Below are 16,718 nucleotides of genomic sequence, written 5' to 3'. Positions count from 1 at the left end.
CCGTGTACGCCTGGGTGGCCGACTCGACATCGGGGACGCAGTGCAGAAGGTGGTCGAACTCCGGTGACTCGGGCTGCATTTCACGCTCCTGGAGGGTTCCGTGGGTGGCGATCATGCCATCGTGCCGCCGGCAGTGTGCCTTGCAGCGGAAGCCGGTAGCAGAAGGCCCGGAGGAGGCCGACGATCCTGGCGTGTGGTGATGTTGGGGTGGAGACTGGCATCCGGCTTGCCCCATCGGACAGTCCCTAGGAGTGCTTCGTTAGGTTCTGGCTCTGGTGAGTGGTCGGCCGCAGGTGGTGCAGGTGCCGGTCCAGCACCGCAGCAGGTCCTGCAGAGTGTCGAGGACTTGGTAGAGGCTCAGGCCGGCATCGGGGCTTTTGGGTGGAGCCGCCGCAGGGTGAGGAAGGCCTGGGCGGCGGTGACGAGGGTGACGTGGTGGTGCCAGCCGCGCCAGGTGCGGCCCTCGAAGTGGTCCAGGCCCAGACCGTGTTTGAGTTCGCGGTAATCGTGCTCGATCCGCCAGCGCATCTTCGCGAACCGCACCAGATCAGTGATGGGGGTGGAGACCGGCAGGTTGCTCATCCAGTAGCCGGTCGGCTCAGCAGCATCCTCGGGCTGTTCGACCAGCAGGGTCCGGTCCGGCAGCACGCCGTCCCAGTTGCTGCGTCCACCGGCCTGTTCCTGGGCGGTGCGGCGGGCCTCCTTGCCCGACGGCCGCACCTGGAGCACGGTGAAACGTGAGGTCACGGCCCCCTTGCTGCCCTGGCGCCAGACGACGTCGCGGAACGGCGTATTGCTCTCGGCAAATGTGTGCAGGGGCCTGGGCGCCTGGCGGTAGCGCGGCAACGTGGGCGGCCCGAGCCCGCCATAGTCGGGTTGCGTCGGCTCGGCGTCGGCTGTCCGTGCGATCTCTTTGGGGTCCAGGGCCATGACGTAGGACCAGCCGCGTTCTTCCAGCGCGAGCCGGAAGGAGACGCTGCGGCCATAACCGGCGTCGGCCACGATGACCGGCACCGGCCCCAGCCAGTCGGCCAGCCGGTCCAACAGGCCCAGGGCCAGATGAGTTTTGGGCGCCTGCCCGATGTCGTCGGGCACCCCGGCCCGTCGCCTGCGCTGGTGATCGTCTGCCCATTCCGCGGGGAGGAACAAGTCCCATTCCAGTGGGCAGGACGCGGTGTCGGTGGCGGCGTGCACGCTGACCGCGACCTGGCAGTTGGCCCGCTTGCCCAAGGCTCCGCAGTACTGCCGGGCGACCCCCACCGAGGCCCGCCCGCACTTGGGAAACGACACGTCGTCGACCACCCACACCTCGGGCCGGATCACCTGGCACAGTCTCTCGGCGATCCGCCGGCGCACCGGCGTCCAGTCCCACGGAGACTGGCTGACGAACTGCTGCAGGGCCTGCATATTGCCGTCCGGCAGCCGTTCGGCCATCGGCTGGATCGACTTGCGCCGGCCGTCCAGCATCAGGCCCCGCAGATAGCACTCGCCCTTGGCCCGCTGATCCTTGCGCGGCACCGAGGCGAACACATCGGCCACAAACAGCCCCAACGCAGCCCGTAAACGGTTCACTTCATACGTGTCCACACATCCAACATGCGCCTGATCAGCACCGACGGATAGAGCTAACGAAGCACTACTAGATGGTTATGGCGCCATCGACACGAAGTGGAGCGTCCAGGGCGTGCACGGGGCGCAGGGGTCTGAAGCCGGAGACGTTGCCGGAGTAGACGGATTAGACATGCTCATGCCATAACCGAAGCGAAGCGCGGACGCCTGACCGGCAATGATCTCCCAACGTCACACCGTCGAGCCATGACAAGTCGGACGGAAGATCAGGTTTTGCACCCTGAGCACGGCCACTCCGGCCAGCCTGTTCCCGCCCCACCCGCCGACAACCAGGCAACGGCCGTCCTGTGCTGGAACGGGACTGGCACAGGCTCTGCGTCGGGCTGCGGGCCCGTGCCAGTCTCACGCCGGGGCTGCGAGGTGAGACGAACTTACCGGCTGCGTCCTGCGTGAAGGCAGTCAATCCCCGCAGCCCGCGTCGTCACTTAGCAGGCCCAGATGTACCAGACAGGTCCCCAGTTGCCGTGACTGTCCTTGCTGTACGCCGGTGGGGTGGTATAGACCCAGTCATAGGTCTTGTTGTACATACTCGCCTGGTACCCACTGGTCTGGTTGTTGATCCACGACCCGCCACTGTTCCAGCCGTCGGGGATCTCGTGGAACTTGTTGCAGGCGTACCAATGCCGCGTCTCGCCCGAGAAGTTGGCTCCCTTGTAGCCGCAGAACGCCCCGGAGGGGCAGGACGCCAGCGGTGTGCGTGCGTCGTTGCCGTCCAGGCTGCTGTTCAGTGCCCTCGAGTACTTCTCCCCAGGCAGCGGCAGCAGCATCTTGCTGCCCTTGTAGGTGATCTCATTGGCCGCCGTCTGCCTGCCACCGTCCTGGGCGATCCGCTTGTCGATCCTGGCCTGCAGCGCGGTGGCCTGCGAGGTCGTCAGACCCGCGTCTGCCGCCTGCGCCCGGAAGGCCGCTCGATCCATCGTGGTGCCGGACGATACGGCGTCATTGGCGGACGCCAGCGGAGCGGTGATCGCGACTGCGGTCAGCGCCATCATGGCCGAGGCGACCGCAATCTTGGGCCTCGCCTTCGCGGCTTTACGTCCTTGCTGATGCGTGCTGGTCACTCTGTCCTCCCGTGGGTTTCCTTCGACGGTCAGCACCGGGGACGAGAGCCGCCGCACGGCCGCACCGCCGAGAGGTTTGTCCCCGCAGTACCTTGGGCACGGCGGGGTCGGCGGCATTCGGCTCGCCGCCCGGTGCACACAGCCTTCACGCTCACCAGCGCAACGGGCGACCTGATTCGGTCTCGACCGAAGGACGACATCTCCGGAATATTGGCCCTGGCGTGCACCGTGCCGATTCGGGGGACAAACGTGGTCTATCGCATCCACTTCACGGTCAAGGACCTGGCACGGACACGGGTAGCTCCCACTCCGCACCCGCTGCTGGAACTCAGCGGTGCGGTGCAGACCTTGCAGCGGCCCAGCACGCCTCCAAGTGTCGGGGCCTGGAGGCGGAATTCCTTCACCGCACTGGGGCCCAGTGCACGCATGGTCTTCGACCTCATTCCTCCTTCCGGCTGGACACCGCGTTTTTTGGCTCCCACGGGGGGCGGTAGTCCGCAGGAGCTGCTGGATCAGGTGCGCTCCGCACCCCGCTCCCAGATCCGCAAGGACTTGGACCTGGTGGCCGAGTCACGGCCCCTGCCGTCCTGGGCCCGCTGGTTACCCGACGACCCCGACCTGCAGCGGCAGATTTTCAACAGCCTTGACCAGGTCTTCACGGCACTCCTGACCCCGTACTGGGCGCAGATCGCCAACGCCACCGCGGCCGACCGGGGGGTGCGAATGCAGCAAACCCTGGCCGGCGGCATGGAAGTCATGCTCTCTGCGCTCAACCCACAGCGCATCCGCTGGAACCCACCAGTGCTCGAAGTTGCCATGCTCTCAGGCCGTGACGACGACTTGTACCTTGAGGGCCGCGGCCTCCTCCTCGTCCCCACGGTCTTCGGATCCGGATCACACGCCATCGATGCCGATGCAGAGCCGCAACCTGTCATGAGCTATCCCGTCCGGGATGCCTGGCACACACTCACGCCGTCTCTTCCCGACACAGTGCAGCAGTCTGTCTCGCCCCGATTCCGCTCGGCGCTGGCAGCGCTCCTGGGCGCCACCCGGGCCGCCGTACTTGTCGCTATCGCCGAACACCCAGGCTGCTCCACCAAGGAACTGGCCGCCCTCACCCGCATCTCATCCCCGAGCGCAAGCGAGCATGCCACCACGTTGCGCGCGGCCGGGCTCATCCATACCGTCCGGCACCGCCATACAGCTCTCCACAGCCCCACCCTCCTTGGGACCGCCCTCCTCAATACCCCCCATGAGGCGCCCCTTTGAGAGCCCATCCTCAAACCCCTGTTGATCTCGTACACGAGCCACAGGGGAGGGCTCGGTGCGCATCAGGCTCTCCGTCCACAGTGACTCAGCAGCGGGCTTTGCGGAGAGCTTTCGGGCGCTCCGAGCGCCGTGTCGGTACGCCTTTGCGGTGTGGGTCGGCGGGCGGATTCTGCCGGTACCGGGCGGGCCGGGGTTCCCCTTCACGGCCGCGGGTGCCGTGCTCCGGACTGGCAGGGGGTGGGTGTGGTGCCGAGTTCGGAGATGGTCGGCAACGTCAGCGTGGACCGGTACGAGCAGATCGTGGAACGGCTGCGCGAGGCCGTCGAGAAGTTGTCGAAGAGTTCGTTCATCATCGGCGACGGTGCGTTGGAAGTCGTCCCGATGCAGGATCACGGCGGCCGGTCGGTGCGTGACGACTTGTTCGGGGTGTCGGCATGGCTGCACCGGCTGTCAGAAGACGTCAACGTTCCCTACAACACCCTGAAGTCGTATCGGTGGGTGGCCAGCCGGGCCTGAGCAGCACCGATGCTCTGGAGTGGCGTTCAGTACCCACCAGACCCTGGCCGCGATCTCTGACGACGAAGAACGGTGGGCGGCGATCAAGAACCCGCCGCTGGACGAGCGGACCGGCAAACGGCGGTGGACACCGGAGACCTCCCGGCAGCGCGTCGGCTACCACGGTCCGGGCCCGGAGACGGCGCAGGAGAAGATCGAGGCCGTGCACGACCTGGTCGCCGACGAGCAGGTTGCCGCGCAGGTGGCGACCGATCTGCTGCGGCGTCCATCGGTGGCGTTCAAGGCCATGACCGACGACACCGCCCGGCACCAGGTAAATCACGCTCAGGTCGAGCAGTCCCGCCAGCTGCGCGAGGCCCACGAGCAGTAGCTCGAAGGCGCGGAGGAGCCGTTCGAGCCGACCGTGCGGCGGATCAACCACGCTTTGGAGTTCCTCGACCTGGTCGGGGCCTGCCAGCGGTTCGTCGCGGCCACGGGCCGGATCGTCCCGTCACTGCGCGAGCGGCCCTTCTCCGACGACGAACGCGACACCGTGCACCGCAACGTCGACCGTGTCCGCGCGACCTGTGAGTGGATCCTCACCGCCGTGGACACCGGCCAGGTCGACGTCGACGAGGAGCTCGCGAAACTTTTGCGGGGCGAGTAGGAATGCCCTGGTCACGGCACCGGGGCGACGCGGCACGCGAGCATGCGGAAGCGATCTTCAGAGCGCTCATGCAGGCCCGCCCCGCAGGTCTCCATATGCCTCAGTTGATGCGGGCCACCGAACTCACCCGCAGCCAAGTGCAGTCGGGCATGGCAATGATGCGCGACATCATCACGAAGAAGGGCTGGCCACCGGTGATTTACACCAGGGCAGAGGGTTACGCGTTAAGCGCGGACCCGAACGAGCTGGAGACCTACGAGACGGCCCGGGTGCACGTGTTGCTCACGGAGGTCCGCCGTCTGATCACCGGCACCATAGCGCCGCACGCCGCTCTCGATCCGGAGGACAAGCGGATCCGCCACATCGTCGCCCAGCTCAACTCCGTCGAGTCCACCCTCGACCTGATCGCCTGAGAGAAGCGGGAGGCGGACACGATGCGGCAGCGGCGCTACCCCTCCGACACCAGTGACCTCGAATGGTTTCTGATCGAGCCCTTGTTGCCGGTGCCGGCCTGCCAGACCCCGCGCGGCGGCCGTCCCGAAGCGCATCCGCGGCGCGAGATCGTCGATGCCCTGCGCTATCTCGTCGACACCGGCTGCAAATGGTCCTCCCTGCCGCAGGATTACCCGCCGTTCAAGACAGTGTTCGGGTTTTTCAGCCGCTGGTCCGCGGCCGGAGTCTTCAACCTCATCCGGGACCAGCTGCGGCGTCGGATCCGACGGACGATGGGTACGTCACCGCACCCGGTGGCAGCGGTGATCGACTCGCAGTCCGTGAAGGTCGCCGCCACCGTCCCGCGCTCCACGTCCGGCTATGACGCCGGAAAAAGACGCCGGGCCGGAAGCGGCACATCATCGTGGACCTCAAAGGCCTCCCACTGTTGGTGATGGTCACTCCGGCTGACATGCACGACAGCGTTGCGGCGCGTGAAGCGCTCTTCCGGCTGCGGCTGATGCACCCCGAAATCACCATCGTCTGGGCCGACCTGGCCTACGCGGGCACACTCGTCGCCTGGGCCAAGTCCTTCCTCCACCTAACGATCAAGACTGTGAGCAGGCCGAAGGACACCAGGGGCTTCGTGATTCTCCCGAGGCGCTGGGTGGTGGAGAGGTCCCTGGCATGGTTGCTGCACGCGCGTCGCAACGTGCGCGATTACGAGACCAGGCCCGAGCACTCCGAAGCGATGCTCACGCTCGCCGCGGTCACGCTCATGACCCGCCGGATTACCCGACCGCCCATCCACCCAACAGCCGCAATTCCCCGCCCCGCTTCGGTAGTGCAGGCGGTGTGATCACATGCCACCTGCCCGCTAGTCCCCCAGAAAGGGGCCCGCGGCCATGAGAGGTACTCGGGGTCTGCTTCCAGACCGGTTGGAGGTCAGCCGACGGGGTCTTCGGTCCATACGAGCGTCCCGGGGAAATCTGGGTGCTTGTCGGTTACTTCCCACTCGTCGTCGTCCGGCAGAATCGCGATCCAAGGACGCGGCGAGGCCAGCAGGTTGCCGACGAAGTCCAGGGCACTGGTGAAGGAGCTCCAAAGGGGATCGCGTTCCCAGAAGAAGCCCTGCTCGATGTCCCACTCGCCGATACGGCCTGTCCTGATGTCGACCAGAAGCTGGATAACGCTCAACGTCGCGAACGGGACGAGGAAGGGTTTGTCTCCTTCTGCCAGGTTGCAGTCATCCGGTGCTGCGTAATTCAACCAGATCGCACGTTTCTCAAGAATGTCCTCGACGCTCAGGAGCGTGAACCCGGGCGGGAGAATTACGGTCAGGCCTGAGCCGTTGTTTCGCGGCGATGACGTCTTCGAGGGCTTCCGTCTACCGGTCGGTGGCCCACTCGTGGTCGGCGATGTCGTCCTCCGTCATGGAGTCGATCAGCAGGATGGCCTGCTCGATCGCCGTTGCCAACTCCGCGCTGGCCGCTGCCAGTTCGCACTCCACATGGGGCGGCACCTCGTCGTGGACGATGCGGCGCACGATGCCGTCGCTCTCCAGCGCGCGCAGCTGCTGGACGAGCATCTTCTGCGTCACCTCCGGGATGGCCCGTTCGAGGTCGGAGAAGCGGCGCGGCTGGCGGATCAGCCGGTGATGGATGATCAGCAGTTTCCATCGGCTGTGCAGGATCCCCAGGGTGTGCTCGACACGGCTGATGGAGCACGTCGAGGCCGGTGAGGTGGTGAGGCGGGAGTCAGGGGTCATGGCGCTGGGGAACCGTTCCCGGTAGGGGCTTCCTGTGAGGAGTGGACAGTCGTCAGAGCGGCCACCAGCCGCCGGTTGGCCTCGTGGGGTGTCATCCCCCAGTCCCACTCGGTCTTGTGCAGGCGCAGGGAGACGACACCGTGCCAGGCCGACCACAGCAGGAGCGCCGCGGCGAAGGGGACCTGCGGGTCGACGCGGCGGGCGAGTTCCACGATGCGCTGCTGCAGGCGGGGCCCGTGTTCGGCGCGGGTGGCCGGGAGCTCGTCGTCGCTCTCGAACAGCAGCTGGTAGGCGCCGGGGTGGTCCAGGGCCCAGGCGATGTACGCGTCGCCCGCGACGATGAGCCGGTCGGTGCCGTCGGGCGCACCGTCCAGTGCTGCTTCGACCGCGCTGATCAAGGAGGTGTACTCGGCGTCGAGCACGGCCGAGCGCAGGTCGGCCTCCGAAGGGAAGTGCCAGTAGACCGCAGACGGGGCGACGTGGCAGGCCCGCGCGATCGAGCGCAGGGACGGCACGGCGACGGGCTGCGGCTGCGCCAGCATCTCCACCGCGGCGGCGACGAGCTCGCCGCGCAGGTCGCGCCGGACTGTGGCGGTGGCTGCTTTTCGGGATCTGCTCACCACTCCATTGAACACCTGTTCACTGTAGGCTTCAATGAACAGGCGTTCAGGAAGGTGGTACGGCAATGCTCACGCTGATGACGGTGATCCGGAAACGTCCCGGGGTCTCCACGGAGGACTTCCGCCGCTTCATGGAGCACGAATACGGACCGACCTACGCGGCACTGCCCCAGGTGAGGGAGTACGTGCAGTACTACCTCACCGACATGGTGAGCGACGGCGTGGAGGAGCCCATCGACGCCATCGTGCGGATCAGCTTCGACTCGCAGTCGGCGATGCGCGAGGCGCTCGCGACACCGGAGTACCAGCGGGCTCACAAGCTGCGCGGGGCCTATATGCGGGAAGCGTCCACCGGTATCCATTCGGCGGTCCTGGACCGGCAGGTGCAGCTGGTCTAGCCGGGACGCGTCCCGGTCACGCGGCGCCGGTGATCAGGTCCTGCGACAGGTCCCACAGGCGCCGCGCGCCTGCCGGGTCGACGGCGTAGCGGGCGACGCCGTGCAGGGTGCCGGGGCGTCGGTCGACGATCTCGGTCTCGTTGCAGTCGACGAAGTAGCGGCCGCCGATGCCTTCGAGCAGCGGTGAGGTGGCCAGGAGCGCTGACGTGGCGGCGCCCTGTTCGACGGTCTTGATCAGCTCGGCGGGGACGCGGCCGCTGCCCCGGCCGCCGGTGTGGCGCTGCAGGTTCGTGTAGATGGCGCCCGGCATCAGGGCGTTGGCGGTGATGTTGTCGCTGGCCCAGCGGCGGGTCGCCTCCACCGCGAACAGGACGTTGGCCGTCTTGGACTGTCCGTAGGCGAGCCACGGGTCGTAGGGGCGGAAGGCGAAGTTGACGTCGTCCCACACCACCGGTGACTGCTGGTGGCCGGTGGAACTCACCACGACGATGCGGGCGTTGCCGTCGGCGGCCAGCGCGCCGTGCAGGCCAGTGGCGAGGGCGAAGTGGCCGAGGTGGTTGGTGGCGAACTGCCATTCCCAGCCCTGTTCCGTGTACTGCTCGGGGCAGGCCATGACGCCCGCATTGTTCACCAGGACGTGCAGCGGGCCCTGCCAGGCGGTGGTGAAGGCCGTGATGGATGAGGGGTCGGTCAGGTCGAGGTGCATGGCCCGCACGTCCTGGTTGCCGGTCGATCCGGTGATGTCCTTGGCGACGCGTTCGCCCGCCGCCACGTCCCGCACGGCGAGGGTGACGGCCGCGCCGGTGGCCGCCAGGGCGCGGGCCGTCTCCGCCCCGATGCCGGAGGAGGCGCCGGTGACGACCGCGCGGCGGCCGGAGAGGTCGATACCTGACACGACCTCGCCGGCGGTGCTGGCGAAACCGAACGGGGTGGTGAGGGCACTCATGAGGGGGCTCCTTGCTGCAAAGGCTGGATGGTGAAGCGGCCGGGGGCGCTGCGGGCGGGTGGAAGCCGGCGCGGTCAGGGCACGAGCATCGCGTCCTGCTCGGCCGGAGGCGTGCCGTCGCTCCAGGGCAGGACCTTGCCGAAGCGCACCAGCTCGCCGTAGAGCTCCGGGTCGACGTGCTCGGCGAAGACCAGATCGAGGACGGCCTCAGCGGCCCGGGAGGGCGACTGGGCCTGGCTGTAGTCGCTGAACCAGGGGCGCGAGGTCGCCGTGTCGACCATGCCGGGGCAGACAGCGGCGACGAGCGTGCCGTCTGCCAGGTCCCGGGCGCGGCGTTCGGCGGCGACGGCGCGCACGGCGGCGACCTGGGCCACCTTCGAGGGCACGTTCAGCCACAGCGGCCAGCCGGCCTCCTGCGCGGTCTTGTGATGGATGGCGCTGCGCCACGACTCCACGGCGTACTCGACATGGTCCAGGCTCGCACCGTCGAACAGGTGGTGCAGACGGCCGTCGAGGTGGCCCAGCGTCCCCAGGCTGCTGGCCACGACGAGCAGGCGCCCACCGGGACGCAGCACCGGGCCGAAGGAGCGCAGCATCGCGTGCGTGGCGCTGTTGGAGACATCGATGAACTCATCGGCCCGCTCGGACTGCGACTCCGCGGGGAGCAATCGGGCGACCGCGTTGGAGATGACGACGTCCACCCCTCCCTGGCGGACCCGCAGATCCTCGGCGAGACGGGCGATGGCGTCGGTGTCCGTAACATCCAGGACCCGGCCCTCGACCCGGGCACGGGTGGCGGGCAGCTGGGCGACCTCCCGGGCGGCGTCCGCCACACGCTGCTGACTGCGACCGGTGAGCAGGACCAGGTCCTGCGGATCCATGCGGGCCGCAAGACCCTCTGCGAAGGCCCGGCCGAGCCCCTGGTTGGCGCCCGTGACGAGGGCGATGCGTGAAGTGGTCATGCCTCCACGCTAGGAACCCGTCATCCATGAGTCCAACGAAAGTTTGGAACAGCTAGCATGCGTAAACATCATGGACTTCACTGATGTGTCACTGACTGCGCTGCGCGTGCTGCGGGCCGTGGCCGAACAGGGAACCTTCACCGCGGCCGCGGCGTCGCTCGGCTACACCCAGTCCGCCGTCTCCCGGCAGATCGCCGCGATCGAGCGCGCGGCAGGCGCGGAGCTGCTGGAGCGGCGGCGCGAGGGGGCCCGACTCACGCCCGCCGGTCGCGTCGTCATGCGCCGCGCGACGGTCGTGCTCGACGAGATCGCCGCGACCGCCAGGGAACTGTCGGGCCTGCCGGAGCAGACCGGGACGGTCCGGCTGGGGTGGGTGCCCAGCGCCGGTGCCGTGCTGGTACCCCGAGCCCTTGCCGCACTGCGTGAAAGCGATCCCGGACTGGAGGTCGTCGGCCGCGAGGGCGGCACTCCCGCCCTGGTCCGCGCGCTGCGGGCGGGCAGCCTGGACCTGGCCCTGCTCGCCTCGGCGCCACCGTTCCGTGCGCCGGACACCGAGTCGCCCCCACTGGCACTGCAGACACTCACCGAACGCCCGCTGCGTCTCGCGGTGCCCGCCACGCACCCCCTGGCCCGCGGCACCTACGTAGACGTGACCGATCTGCGGGGACAGCGCTGGATCGCCGGGTCCTCATCAGGAGAGGACCGCCTGATGGGCGTGTGGCCGGGCCTGGACGAACGCCCCGAGATCGCCCACACCGCCCGCGACTGGCTGGCCAAACTCCACCTCGTCGCCGCAGGGTGCGGACTGACCACCCTCCCCGCCTCGCTCGCCTCCGCGGTACCCCCCGGCGTGCGGGTCCTCCCTGTCCGCGGCGGCCCGCAAGAACAGCGGCGCCTACTCCTGGCCCGCCTGCCTGACCCGCCAACGTCGGCCGTGACACGGATGGCCGCCGTCCTTCGCACGACTGCACTCGAGGCTCACACGCCCCATCCCACTACTTGAGCAGTGGCGTGCCGCGCCGGCCCGACCCGCACCGCTCAGGACGTCTCGATCAACTCCAGCAGATTGCCCTCCGGGTCGGCGACGTACGCGTAGCGCATGCCTTCACTGGCGCCGGGCGCGGGCTGGGAGACCCCAGCAGCCCCGCAGTCCTGCGTCAGGCGGGCGAACGCGTCGTCGAGATCCGAGACTTGAAGTGCCAGATGAGTGAAGGTCTGCACGGCGGTGGCGGCAAAAGCATCGGCGTGTGAGACGGGGCGCGAGCCGGACCGCTCGACGAACTCCACTCGCAGGCCCGCCGCATCACTCAGAACGACGGTACGGACTCCCGCTTCAGGTAGCTCCAGGCGCTCTTCCACCTGCGTGAGCCCGAACGCGTCGGCGTACCAGGCTTCCTGCGCGGCAAGGTCCGCGACCGAGAGGCTCACGTGGTGAATGCGAGCAACAGACATGACGACCCCCATGGTTAATGCCAGTTACCTGGTAAGCGATGTTAACCTATCGGGCATGGCCCCTCCAGTTACCCGTCGTCCCGTCGGCCACCATCACGGCGACCTGCGCAACTCCCTCCTGCGGGCATCCTTGGAGCTGGTCGGCGAGCGAGGTCCGCACGGCTTCACCCTGGCCGAGGCGAGCCGCCGGGCCGGAGTGAGTGTCGCGGCGCCGTACAAGCACTTCGCCGACCGGGACGCGCTGCTGGCTGAACTCGCCACACAGGGCTACCGCGAACAACGCCATCGCTTCGCCGCGGCTGTGAAGGGCATCGAGGACCCCGTCGAACAACTGGCGTCCTTCGCGGCGTCATATGTCAGATTCGCCGCCGAGGAACCCGCTCTGTTCGATGCGACCTTCAATGCTGGCCTCGACAAGTCCAGGTTCGCCGAACTGGCCGCGGCAGGCGACGAGGTGGCCCGCCTCCTACTGCCTGTGGCCCGACAGTTCATCTCAGACCCGGACGCCGCGTTCGACCTGCTGCTCAGGATCGCCGCTGCCGCCCACGGCCTGGCAGTTTTCCTGCGGCAGGGCCTGTTCGGTGCGGGAAACGCCGCCCTCTCGGCAACCGAGGAGAAAGCCGCCCGCACGGCACGGGCGATCGCGAGACAGGACGCCAGCTCGTGATCGCCTAAGAGGCGAACCCTGGCGCGCAGCCACAGGACAAGGAAGGGCTAGAAAGCTTTAGGACTGGGAGCGGAACGGGGCCGTGAGTACGGAGTGACGGCGCTACTCTTCCGGGACAACCAGGGCCAGCCTTGGCGGCGCGGGACATCCGGGACCATCCAGCAACTCAAACAGGAACGAAGCCTCCAAGAATGCCGTACATCGTTCACAAAATCCCGTAAGAACCCTTCTTTAAACTGCCGAGCCGGAGCCCCGGTCGGGTGAGACCTGTGGTTGCAGCGGATTTTCAGCTGCCCGTTTTTCTCCTGACGGCCCCGTGCGCGGGAAGTCGGCCTGGTGGGTTACCCGGGTGCGACCTGGGCCGACAAACCGCCACCCCCGAGGACCTGCACCAGTGGGCCACAGTGTGCGGCCGACCCGACGCCTACGACGAGCTGCGGGCCCGCCTGGCGGGCTTCGAGTCACACATCCGCTCCTGGCGCAGACAACTCGCCGGCGGCCACAAGCCCGTGCAGGACGTCCACAACCAGGCCCAGGCGAACTCCAAAGTCCTGCGCGCCTGGGAGTCCTCGTGGGTCGTAGGCGTCCTGCAGACCCCCGACTACGCCCGCACCGTGCTCACCCGTTCCGCCGAACTCCACCAATCCCCACGCGACATCGAGGAAGCCGTCCGCGCCCGCATACGGCGCCAGGAACTGCTCTACAGCGGGGACAGGCACTACCACATCATCTTGTGGGAACCGGTCCTACGCTCCCTTCTCTGCTCACCCTCGGTGCTCGCCGCCCAGCTCGACCGGCTGACCGGCGTGATCGGCATGGACACCGTGGAGCTCGGCATCGTGCCGCTCACCGCGTCCTTGAAAGTCCCGCCCGGCCTGGGCTTTTGGATCTACGACGACCGCCAGGTCGTCACCGAGACCTGGCACGCGGAACTCTGGCTCGACGACACCGACACCCTCGCCCTCTACCTGCGGACCTGGAAAACACTCCGCGAATCCGCCGTGTACGGGGCCGACGCCCACCACCTCATCAACACCGCCAGGCGCGACTTGAACCCGCGCTGACGGACTGACCTCCTGCGCCGCCCGGTGATCCCCAACGGCCTGGAGACCGTCGTCGACGCGGCCAGCGCTCTGGACGACACGGTCCAATTGATCCTCTCCGAGAGCGGCCTGGATGGTATTCACCCGATCGACAGCTGAGGGGCGCCAGCGCAGGTACGGTCAGCTGCACGGCAGGCAAGAGGGAACACACCACCGGACCCAGGGGGCCAATGGGCGTGGAGAACGGACCGCAGAGCATCCCTTGGGGTGGTGAATGGCGACGCTACCTCCGCTCCAATGCTGAGATGGATCTCGTGCGCTCGTGGATGCGCCGTGTCGAATGCCCGACCTGCAAGGCAGCCGCAGGGCGGGCCTGCCGCACTGCAGGCGGCCGCCCGACCAACGAACACCGGGCACGCCGTGACGCCATCGGCCCCATCCCGTACGCGAAGTGGCGAAAGGAGGGCCTCATCCCAGAGCAGCGGACGTACACGATCCCGGCCGTGCTCAAGGAGTCGGAGAAGGCCCGCGCCGACTTCAACGTGGACACCGCCCTGGCCGACGGTGTGGCGGTCGTCCGCATGTTCCCCGCCGACCGGCTCGGTTTGTTCCTCCAGCGTCGCGCCGCCACTATGCGGCGGGAAGGGGCAGAGCTGCGCGCTGCCGGGCCGGTGGGCGGCTGGTGAGGCCTGCGGTCGTGCGAGTGGCAGCCCCGGGTGCACGCCGCCCCTGAGAGTCAGTCCTCAGACTCTCAGGGGCGGATGTCAGGGTGTACCCATCACGTCCTGAGACCGCTCCATGTGGTCTGAGGGCGTGAGGGGCGGGGCACCTGGGTGGGGCAAGGTCACGGTGTTCCGTTGGCGCCGCTCGCGCAGGGGCTGCCCGCGCCGAACGTTCCGCCCGTTCCCCCGGTCCCGCCACGGAAGAGCATGCCCCCCGTGGCGTTGCCGCCGGCGCCGCCGATCCCGCAGGTGCCGTCAACGCTGGCACCCGACTTCACACCGCCATTGCCGCCGGTGCCTCCGTTGCCACCCGAGTTGGTGATCCCTCCAGAACTCACACCACCGGCTCCGCCAACGCCCGCGGCGCCACCGGGGTAAGCACCGCCGGAGCTGCCGTTGCCGCCCTTCCCGGCATTACCGCCCTTACCTCCGTTGCCGGAGGCGTTGGTGCCACCGGCGCCTCCGTTGCCGCCCTTTCCGCCGCCGTGGCCGATGCCGCCGTCGCCCGCGTTACCGCCCGCACCACCGCTCGATCCACCGACGCCACCCAGGCCGCCCTGGCCGCCGGCTCCGGCGCTGGCGCCGGAGTTCCCGCCAGCACCTCCGATGCCGCCCCCAGCGGCGTTGGTGCCCGCACCGCCCGCACCGCCCGCACCACCCGCGCCGTTGAGGCCGCCGGAGGAACCGGTGCCACCGTTACCGCCGGTCGCGCCGCTGGAGCCACCAGTGCCACCGGTGGCACCTGCACCGCCGGATCCGCTGCCCACGCCGATCCCGCCGTTACCGCCCGCACCGCCGACCCCGTTGGCGAAGCCGTTGCCGCCGGGGCCGCCGGCACCGCCCGCGCAGTTGCCCGTTCCGGTCGCAGCACCGCCTGCGGTGCCGGGGAAGCCCGCAGGGTGGGCGGCGGTGCCGTTGGCACCCGCAATGCCCGCAGTGCCCGCGGTGCAGGCCAGGGCAGAGGCCCCGGCAGGGGCACCGAAGAAGAGTGCTGCTCCGGTGAAGAGGGTCGGGAGGGCGAGGAGAGCGGTGGTCTGTTTCCGGTTCACGGTGTTTCCTCTGGCTCAGGTGAAGCAAGGGTCGATCCGGAGCGCGAAATCAGGCCGGCAAGGCACCCAAAAAGATTAATTTCCCTCGAGACATTTGTCTGCGCCGCATGCCGTGTGGCGGTCCAGAGGATTACGCGCTACTTCCATACGACACGCATGTCCAGATATTTGTAATAGAACAAGGTGTGCGATTTCCGTCAACAATCAACCGACAGGGCACTACGTAATCCACCGGAGGGGAAATCCCATCAAAATTTCGTTTAGTCGATATTCGCCGATGGGGCCGACCGGTACTGACGCGAAGTCGCCATTTCGAAGTTACTGGCTCCTGCGGGCTCTGAACTGCAGGTTCTGGTTATCGGCAGCCGAAGGCACTTGGGACCTCTGCCACCCAGGACCTGTCGAGGCGCATCGCGCGAGGTCGACGCAGGTAGGGCGAGATGAGACGACGACGGCTCGTCCGCCCCTGGCGGGCACGGAGTTGGCCGAATCCAAAGAGGTCTCGGCATATGCGGCCCCGTCTCTTGACGGGCAAGCGTACTCCTCATATGTTCCAGACGCAATTATGCCCAAAAATGCCGGGGGGTGAGGGCCGAGCAAGCGGCACCAGCGGCGAAAGTCGGGACGAGATGCCGGACAGATCGATGCCCTGACTCTGGTTACCGACTCCGACTCATCACCCAGGCGGAAATTTCATGTATCCCCTCCGTAGTGGGATGATGACAATTGCCAGCCCAGGAAGCGAACTGCTGCTGGATTACTAGTTTGACTCTGTCGGGGATCTTGGAGTTTCCCGGTGCGGCAGCATGATCGGCAGGCATTCTCGGGTGGTTCCGATGACCGATACAGCTGTCGAGGTGCCCGTTGTCCCTCCCCGTCCCGGTGAGCACGTTCCGTCTCTGATTGCGCCGCTCGCGCGGGCGAGCAACCTGGGTGGTACGACGGCGATATGGGTGCGCGACCGAAGGCGTCGTTGATGCGGTCCATGGCCTCCTCGCCCCGGAGGCCCAGCGGGCCGCCTCGCATGCCTCCCGCCCTCCGGCGCGGCCGCACGCTGTGGAAGCCGATCGTCCAGCTCCATGGCCATGGCATATTTGAAGTCGATGCGGCAGCGGACCGCCTCGGCGGTCTGCCGGTCCGACAGACCGAGCAGGAACTGCAGCACACAGAGCAGGTCCGCGCTTACGAGTTGCCCGCGACCGAGGCAAGCACGACGACCCGCGATGGCCAGCCTTCGCCCGCCGCTACGGCTTCGATCCCCGCCGCCCGGTGCAGTGGGAGGTGGAGGCGCTGAAGCCGGACGAACTGAAGCGCCTGGTCCTTGCCGCCGTCGACCCGTACATCGACCGCAACGTCCTCACCCAGCAGATCACCCGCGAGAACGAGCAGCACCGTGCCCTGACCGCCTTCCTGGACGGCTGGGACGCGGCGGGCGGGGGGGGGCGGCGAGTTGCTCGGCCGGGCGGTTCGAGGACTTGAAGGAGGAAAGGGGCTGAGGCGTGTCCGGTGGATCTTGTGATCGTTGTGGTCTTGGGGGT

The 16,718-nt window shown here is 67.9% G+C and carries 17 protein-coding genes and 4 pseudogenes; 11 read left to right on the top strand and 10 right to left on the bottom strand.

The genetic code is table 11. The features are described 5' to 3' along the window. Positions 1-357 precede the first annotated feature (357 nt). Together ACZ7DY_RS36595 and ACZ7DY_RS36590 are read right to left on the bottom strand one after the other, a co-directional pair. On the bottom strand, positions 358-1,587 hold the full coding sequence (locus ACZ7DY_RS36595; RefSeq protein ID WP_471143595.1) for an IS701 family transposase: 1,230 nt from the start codon (positions 1,585-1,587) through the stop codon (positions 358-360). A gap of 467 nt (positions 1,588-2,054) precedes the next feature. Beyond that, positions 2,055-2,690 (bottom strand): peptidase inhibitor family I36 protein, encoded by a 636-nt coding sequence (locus tag ACZ7DY_RS36590; protein WP_471143592.1) that lies wholly within the window; start codon positions 2,688-2,690, stop codon positions 2,055-2,057. Between the two features lie 426 nt (positions 2,691-3,116). Between ACZ7DY_RS36590 and ACZ7DY_RS36585 the strand changes: the two genes are divergently transcribed. The 5 genes and pseudogenes from ACZ7DY_RS36585 to ACZ7DY_RS36565 all read left to right on the top strand — a co-directional run bounded on the left by ACZ7DY_RS36585 (position 3,117) and on the right by ACZ7DY_RS36565 (position 6,412). Beyond that, positions 3,117-3,959, top strand: a complete 843-nt coding sequence (locus ACZ7DY_RS36585; RefSeq protein ID WP_471143590.1) for a winged helix-turn-helix domain-containing protein — start codon at positions 3,117-3,119, stop codon at positions 3,957-3,959. A gap of 261 nt (positions 3,960-4,220) precedes the next feature. Continuing rightward, a complete protein-coding gene (locus ACZ7DY_RS36580; protein ID WP_471143588.1) occupies positions 4,221-4,475 on the top strand; it encodes a hypothetical protein in 255 nt (84 codons plus the stop codon). Positions 4,476-4,494: 19 nt separating this feature from the next. Continuing rightward, positions 4,495-5,121: pseudogene (locus ACZ7DY_RS36575) on the top strand (DUF6192 family protein). Between the two features lie 2 nt (positions 5,122-5,123). After that, positions 5,124-5,534, top strand: coding sequence for a RacP protein (locus tag ACZ7DY_RS36570; RefSeq protein ID WP_471143587.1), 411 nt, complete (start codon positions 5,124-5,126; stop codon positions 5,532-5,534). A gap of 21 nt (positions 5,535-5,555) precedes the next feature. Continuing rightward, positions 5,556-6,412: pseudogene (locus ACZ7DY_RS36565) on the top strand (IS5 family transposase). An 86-nt stretch (positions 6,413-6,498) separates the two neighbouring features. On the opposite strand, the gene ACZ7DY_RS36560 reads toward ACZ7DY_RS36565, so the two are convergent. The 3 genes from ACZ7DY_RS36560 to ACZ7DY_RS36550 all read right to left on the bottom strand — a co-directional run bounded on the left by ACZ7DY_RS36560 (position 6,499) and on the right by ACZ7DY_RS36550 (position 7,941). Next, positions 6,499-6,822 (bottom strand): hypothetical protein, encoded by a 324-nt coding sequence (locus ACZ7DY_RS36560; protein WP_471143585.1) that lies wholly within the window; start codon positions 6,820-6,822, stop codon positions 6,499-6,501. 118 nt (positions 6,823-6,940) lie between these two features. Then, positions 6,941-7,321, bottom strand: coding sequence for a winged helix-turn-helix transcriptional regulator (locus ACZ7DY_RS36555; RefSeq protein WP_471143584.1), 381 nt, complete (start codon positions 7,319-7,321; stop codon positions 6,941-6,943). Then, positions 7,318-7,941, bottom strand: coding sequence for a TetR/AcrR family transcriptional regulator (locus tag ACZ7DY_RS36550; protein WP_471143581.1), 624 nt, complete (start codon positions 7,939-7,941; stop codon positions 7,318-7,320). Before ACZ7DY_RS36550 ends, ACZ7DY_RS36555 begins: the two co-directional genes overlap by 4 nt. A 65-nt stretch (positions 7,942-8,006) precedes the next feature. On the opposite strand from ACZ7DY_RS36550, the gene ACZ7DY_RS36545 reads away from it, so the two are divergent. Next, on the top strand, positions 8,007-8,339 hold the full coding sequence (locus ACZ7DY_RS36545) for an EthD family reductase (protein WP_471143580.1): 333 nt from the start codon (positions 8,007-8,009) through the stop codon (positions 8,337-8,339). A 16-nt stretch (positions 8,340-8,355) separates the two neighbouring features. On the opposite strand, the gene ACZ7DY_RS36540 is transcribed toward ACZ7DY_RS36545, so the two are convergent. Next, complete coding sequence (locus ACZ7DY_RS36540) at positions 8,356-9,285, bottom strand: SDR family NAD(P)-dependent oxidoreductase (protein ID WP_471143578.1); 930 nt, start codon at positions 9,283-9,285, stop codon at positions 8,356-8,358. Positions 9,286-9,359: 74 nt separating this feature from the next. Next, positions 9,360-10,247 (bottom strand): SDR family NAD(P)-dependent oxidoreductase, encoded by an 888-nt coding sequence (locus ACZ7DY_RS36535; protein WP_471143576.1) that lies wholly within the window; start codon positions 10,245-10,247, stop codon positions 9,360-9,362. Positions 10,248-10,317: 70 nt separating this feature from the next. Here ACZ7DY_RS36535 and ACZ7DY_RS36530 point away from each other — a divergent pair, with 70 nt between their 5' ends. After that, on the top strand, positions 10,318-11,250 hold the full coding sequence (locus ACZ7DY_RS36530) for a LysR family transcriptional regulator (RefSeq protein ID WP_471143573.1): 933 nt from the start codon (positions 10,318-10,320) through the stop codon (positions 11,248-11,250). A 35-nt stretch (positions 11,251-11,285) separates the two neighbouring features. On the opposite strand, the gene ACZ7DY_RS36525 is transcribed toward ACZ7DY_RS36530, so the two are convergent. Further along, positions 11,286-11,675, bottom strand: a complete 390-nt coding sequence (locus ACZ7DY_RS36525) for a VOC family protein (protein WP_471143571.1) — start codon at positions 11,673-11,675, stop codon at positions 11,286-11,288. Positions 11,676-11,754: 79 nt separating this feature from the next. Here ACZ7DY_RS36525 and ACZ7DY_RS36520 point away from each other — a divergent pair, with 79 nt between their 5' ends. From ACZ7DY_RS36520 to ACZ7DY_RS36510, 3 genes and pseudogenes are all read left to right on the top strand, one after another. Next, positions 11,755-12,366, top strand: a complete 612-nt coding sequence (locus ACZ7DY_RS36520; RefSeq protein ID WP_471143569.1) for a TetR/AcrR family transcriptional regulator — start codon at positions 11,755-11,757, stop codon at positions 12,364-12,366. 359 nt (positions 12,367-12,725) lie between these two features. After that, a pseudogene (locus tag ACZ7DY_RS36515) lies at positions 12,726-13,430 on the top strand (DUF5753 domain-containing protein); the annotation flags it as partial. A 284-nt stretch (positions 13,431-13,714) separates the two neighbouring features. Then, positions 13,715-14,095 (top strand): zinc finger domain-containing protein, encoded by a 381-nt coding sequence (locus tag ACZ7DY_RS36510; RefSeq protein WP_471143567.1) that lies wholly within the window; start codon positions 13,715-13,717, stop codon positions 14,093-14,095. Positions 14,096-14,253: 158 nt separating this feature from the next. Here the strand turns inward: ACZ7DY_RS36510 and ACZ7DY_RS36505 are convergent, their stop codons facing one another. Together ACZ7DY_RS36505 and ACZ7DY_RS36500 are read right to left on the bottom strand one after the other, a co-directional pair. After that, entirely contained in the window at positions 14,254-15,180 is a 927-nt protein-coding gene (locus ACZ7DY_RS36505) for a hypothetical protein (protein ID WP_471143564.1), read from the bottom strand. 1,066 nt (positions 15,181-16,246) lie between these two features. After that, positions 16,247-16,354, bottom strand: a pseudogene (locus ACZ7DY_RS36500) (transposase); the annotation flags it as partial. A 95-nt stretch (positions 16,355-16,449) separates the two neighbouring features. Between ACZ7DY_RS36500 and ACZ7DY_RS36495 the strand changes: the two are divergent. After that, on the top strand, positions 16,450-16,659 hold the full coding sequence (locus ACZ7DY_RS36495) for a hypothetical protein (RefSeq protein ID WP_471143561.1): 210 nt from the start codon (positions 16,450-16,452) through the stop codon (positions 16,657-16,659). Positions 16,660-16,718 lie beyond the last annotated feature (59 nt).

Source organism: Streptomyces sp. NPDC037013, from assembly GCF_055607265.1.
Note: the sequence above shows the minus strand (reverse complement) of the source record. Positions and strands in the feature narration are given on the sequence as shown.

Coding starts and splice junctions, on each gene's coding strand:
- ACZ7DY_RS36540 (WP_471143578.1), bottom strand. CDS start 9,285: ATGAGTGCCCTCACCACCCCGTTCGGTTTCGCCAGCACCGCCGGCGAG.
- ACZ7DY_RS36535 (WP_471143576.1), bottom strand. CDS start 10,247: ATGACCACTTCACGCATCGCCCTCGTCACGGGCGCCAACCAGGGGCTC.
- ACZ7DY_RS36520 (WP_471143569.1), top strand. CDS start 11,755: ATGGCCCCTCCAGTTACCCGTCGTCCCGTCGGCCACCATCACGGCGAC.
- ACZ7DY_RS36530 (WP_471143573.1), top strand. CDS start 10,318: ATGGACTTCACTGATGTGTCACTGACTGCGCTGCGCGTGCTGCGGGCC.
- ACZ7DY_RS36585 (WP_471143590.1), top strand. CDS start 3,117: ATGGTCTTCGACCTCATTCCTCCTTCCGGCTGGACACCGCGTTTTTTG.
- ACZ7DY_RS36570 (WP_471143587.1), top strand. CDS start 5,124: ATGCCCTGGTCACGGCACCGGGGCGACGCGGCACGCGAGCATGCGGAA.
- ACZ7DY_RS36580 (WP_471143588.1), top strand. CDS start 4,221: ATGGTCGGCAACGTCAGCGTGGACCGGTACGAGCAGATCGTGGAACGG.
- ACZ7DY_RS36510 (WP_471143567.1), top strand. CDS start 13,715: ATGGATCTCGTGCGCTCGTGGATGCGCCGTGTCGAATGCCCGACCTGC.
- ACZ7DY_RS36545 (WP_471143580.1), top strand. CDS start 8,007: ATGCTCACGCTGATGACGGTGATCCGGAAACGTCCCGGGGTCTCCACG.
- ACZ7DY_RS36555 (WP_471143584.1), bottom strand. CDS start 7,321: ATGACCCCTGACTCCCGCCTCACCACCTCACCGGCCTCGACGTGCTCC.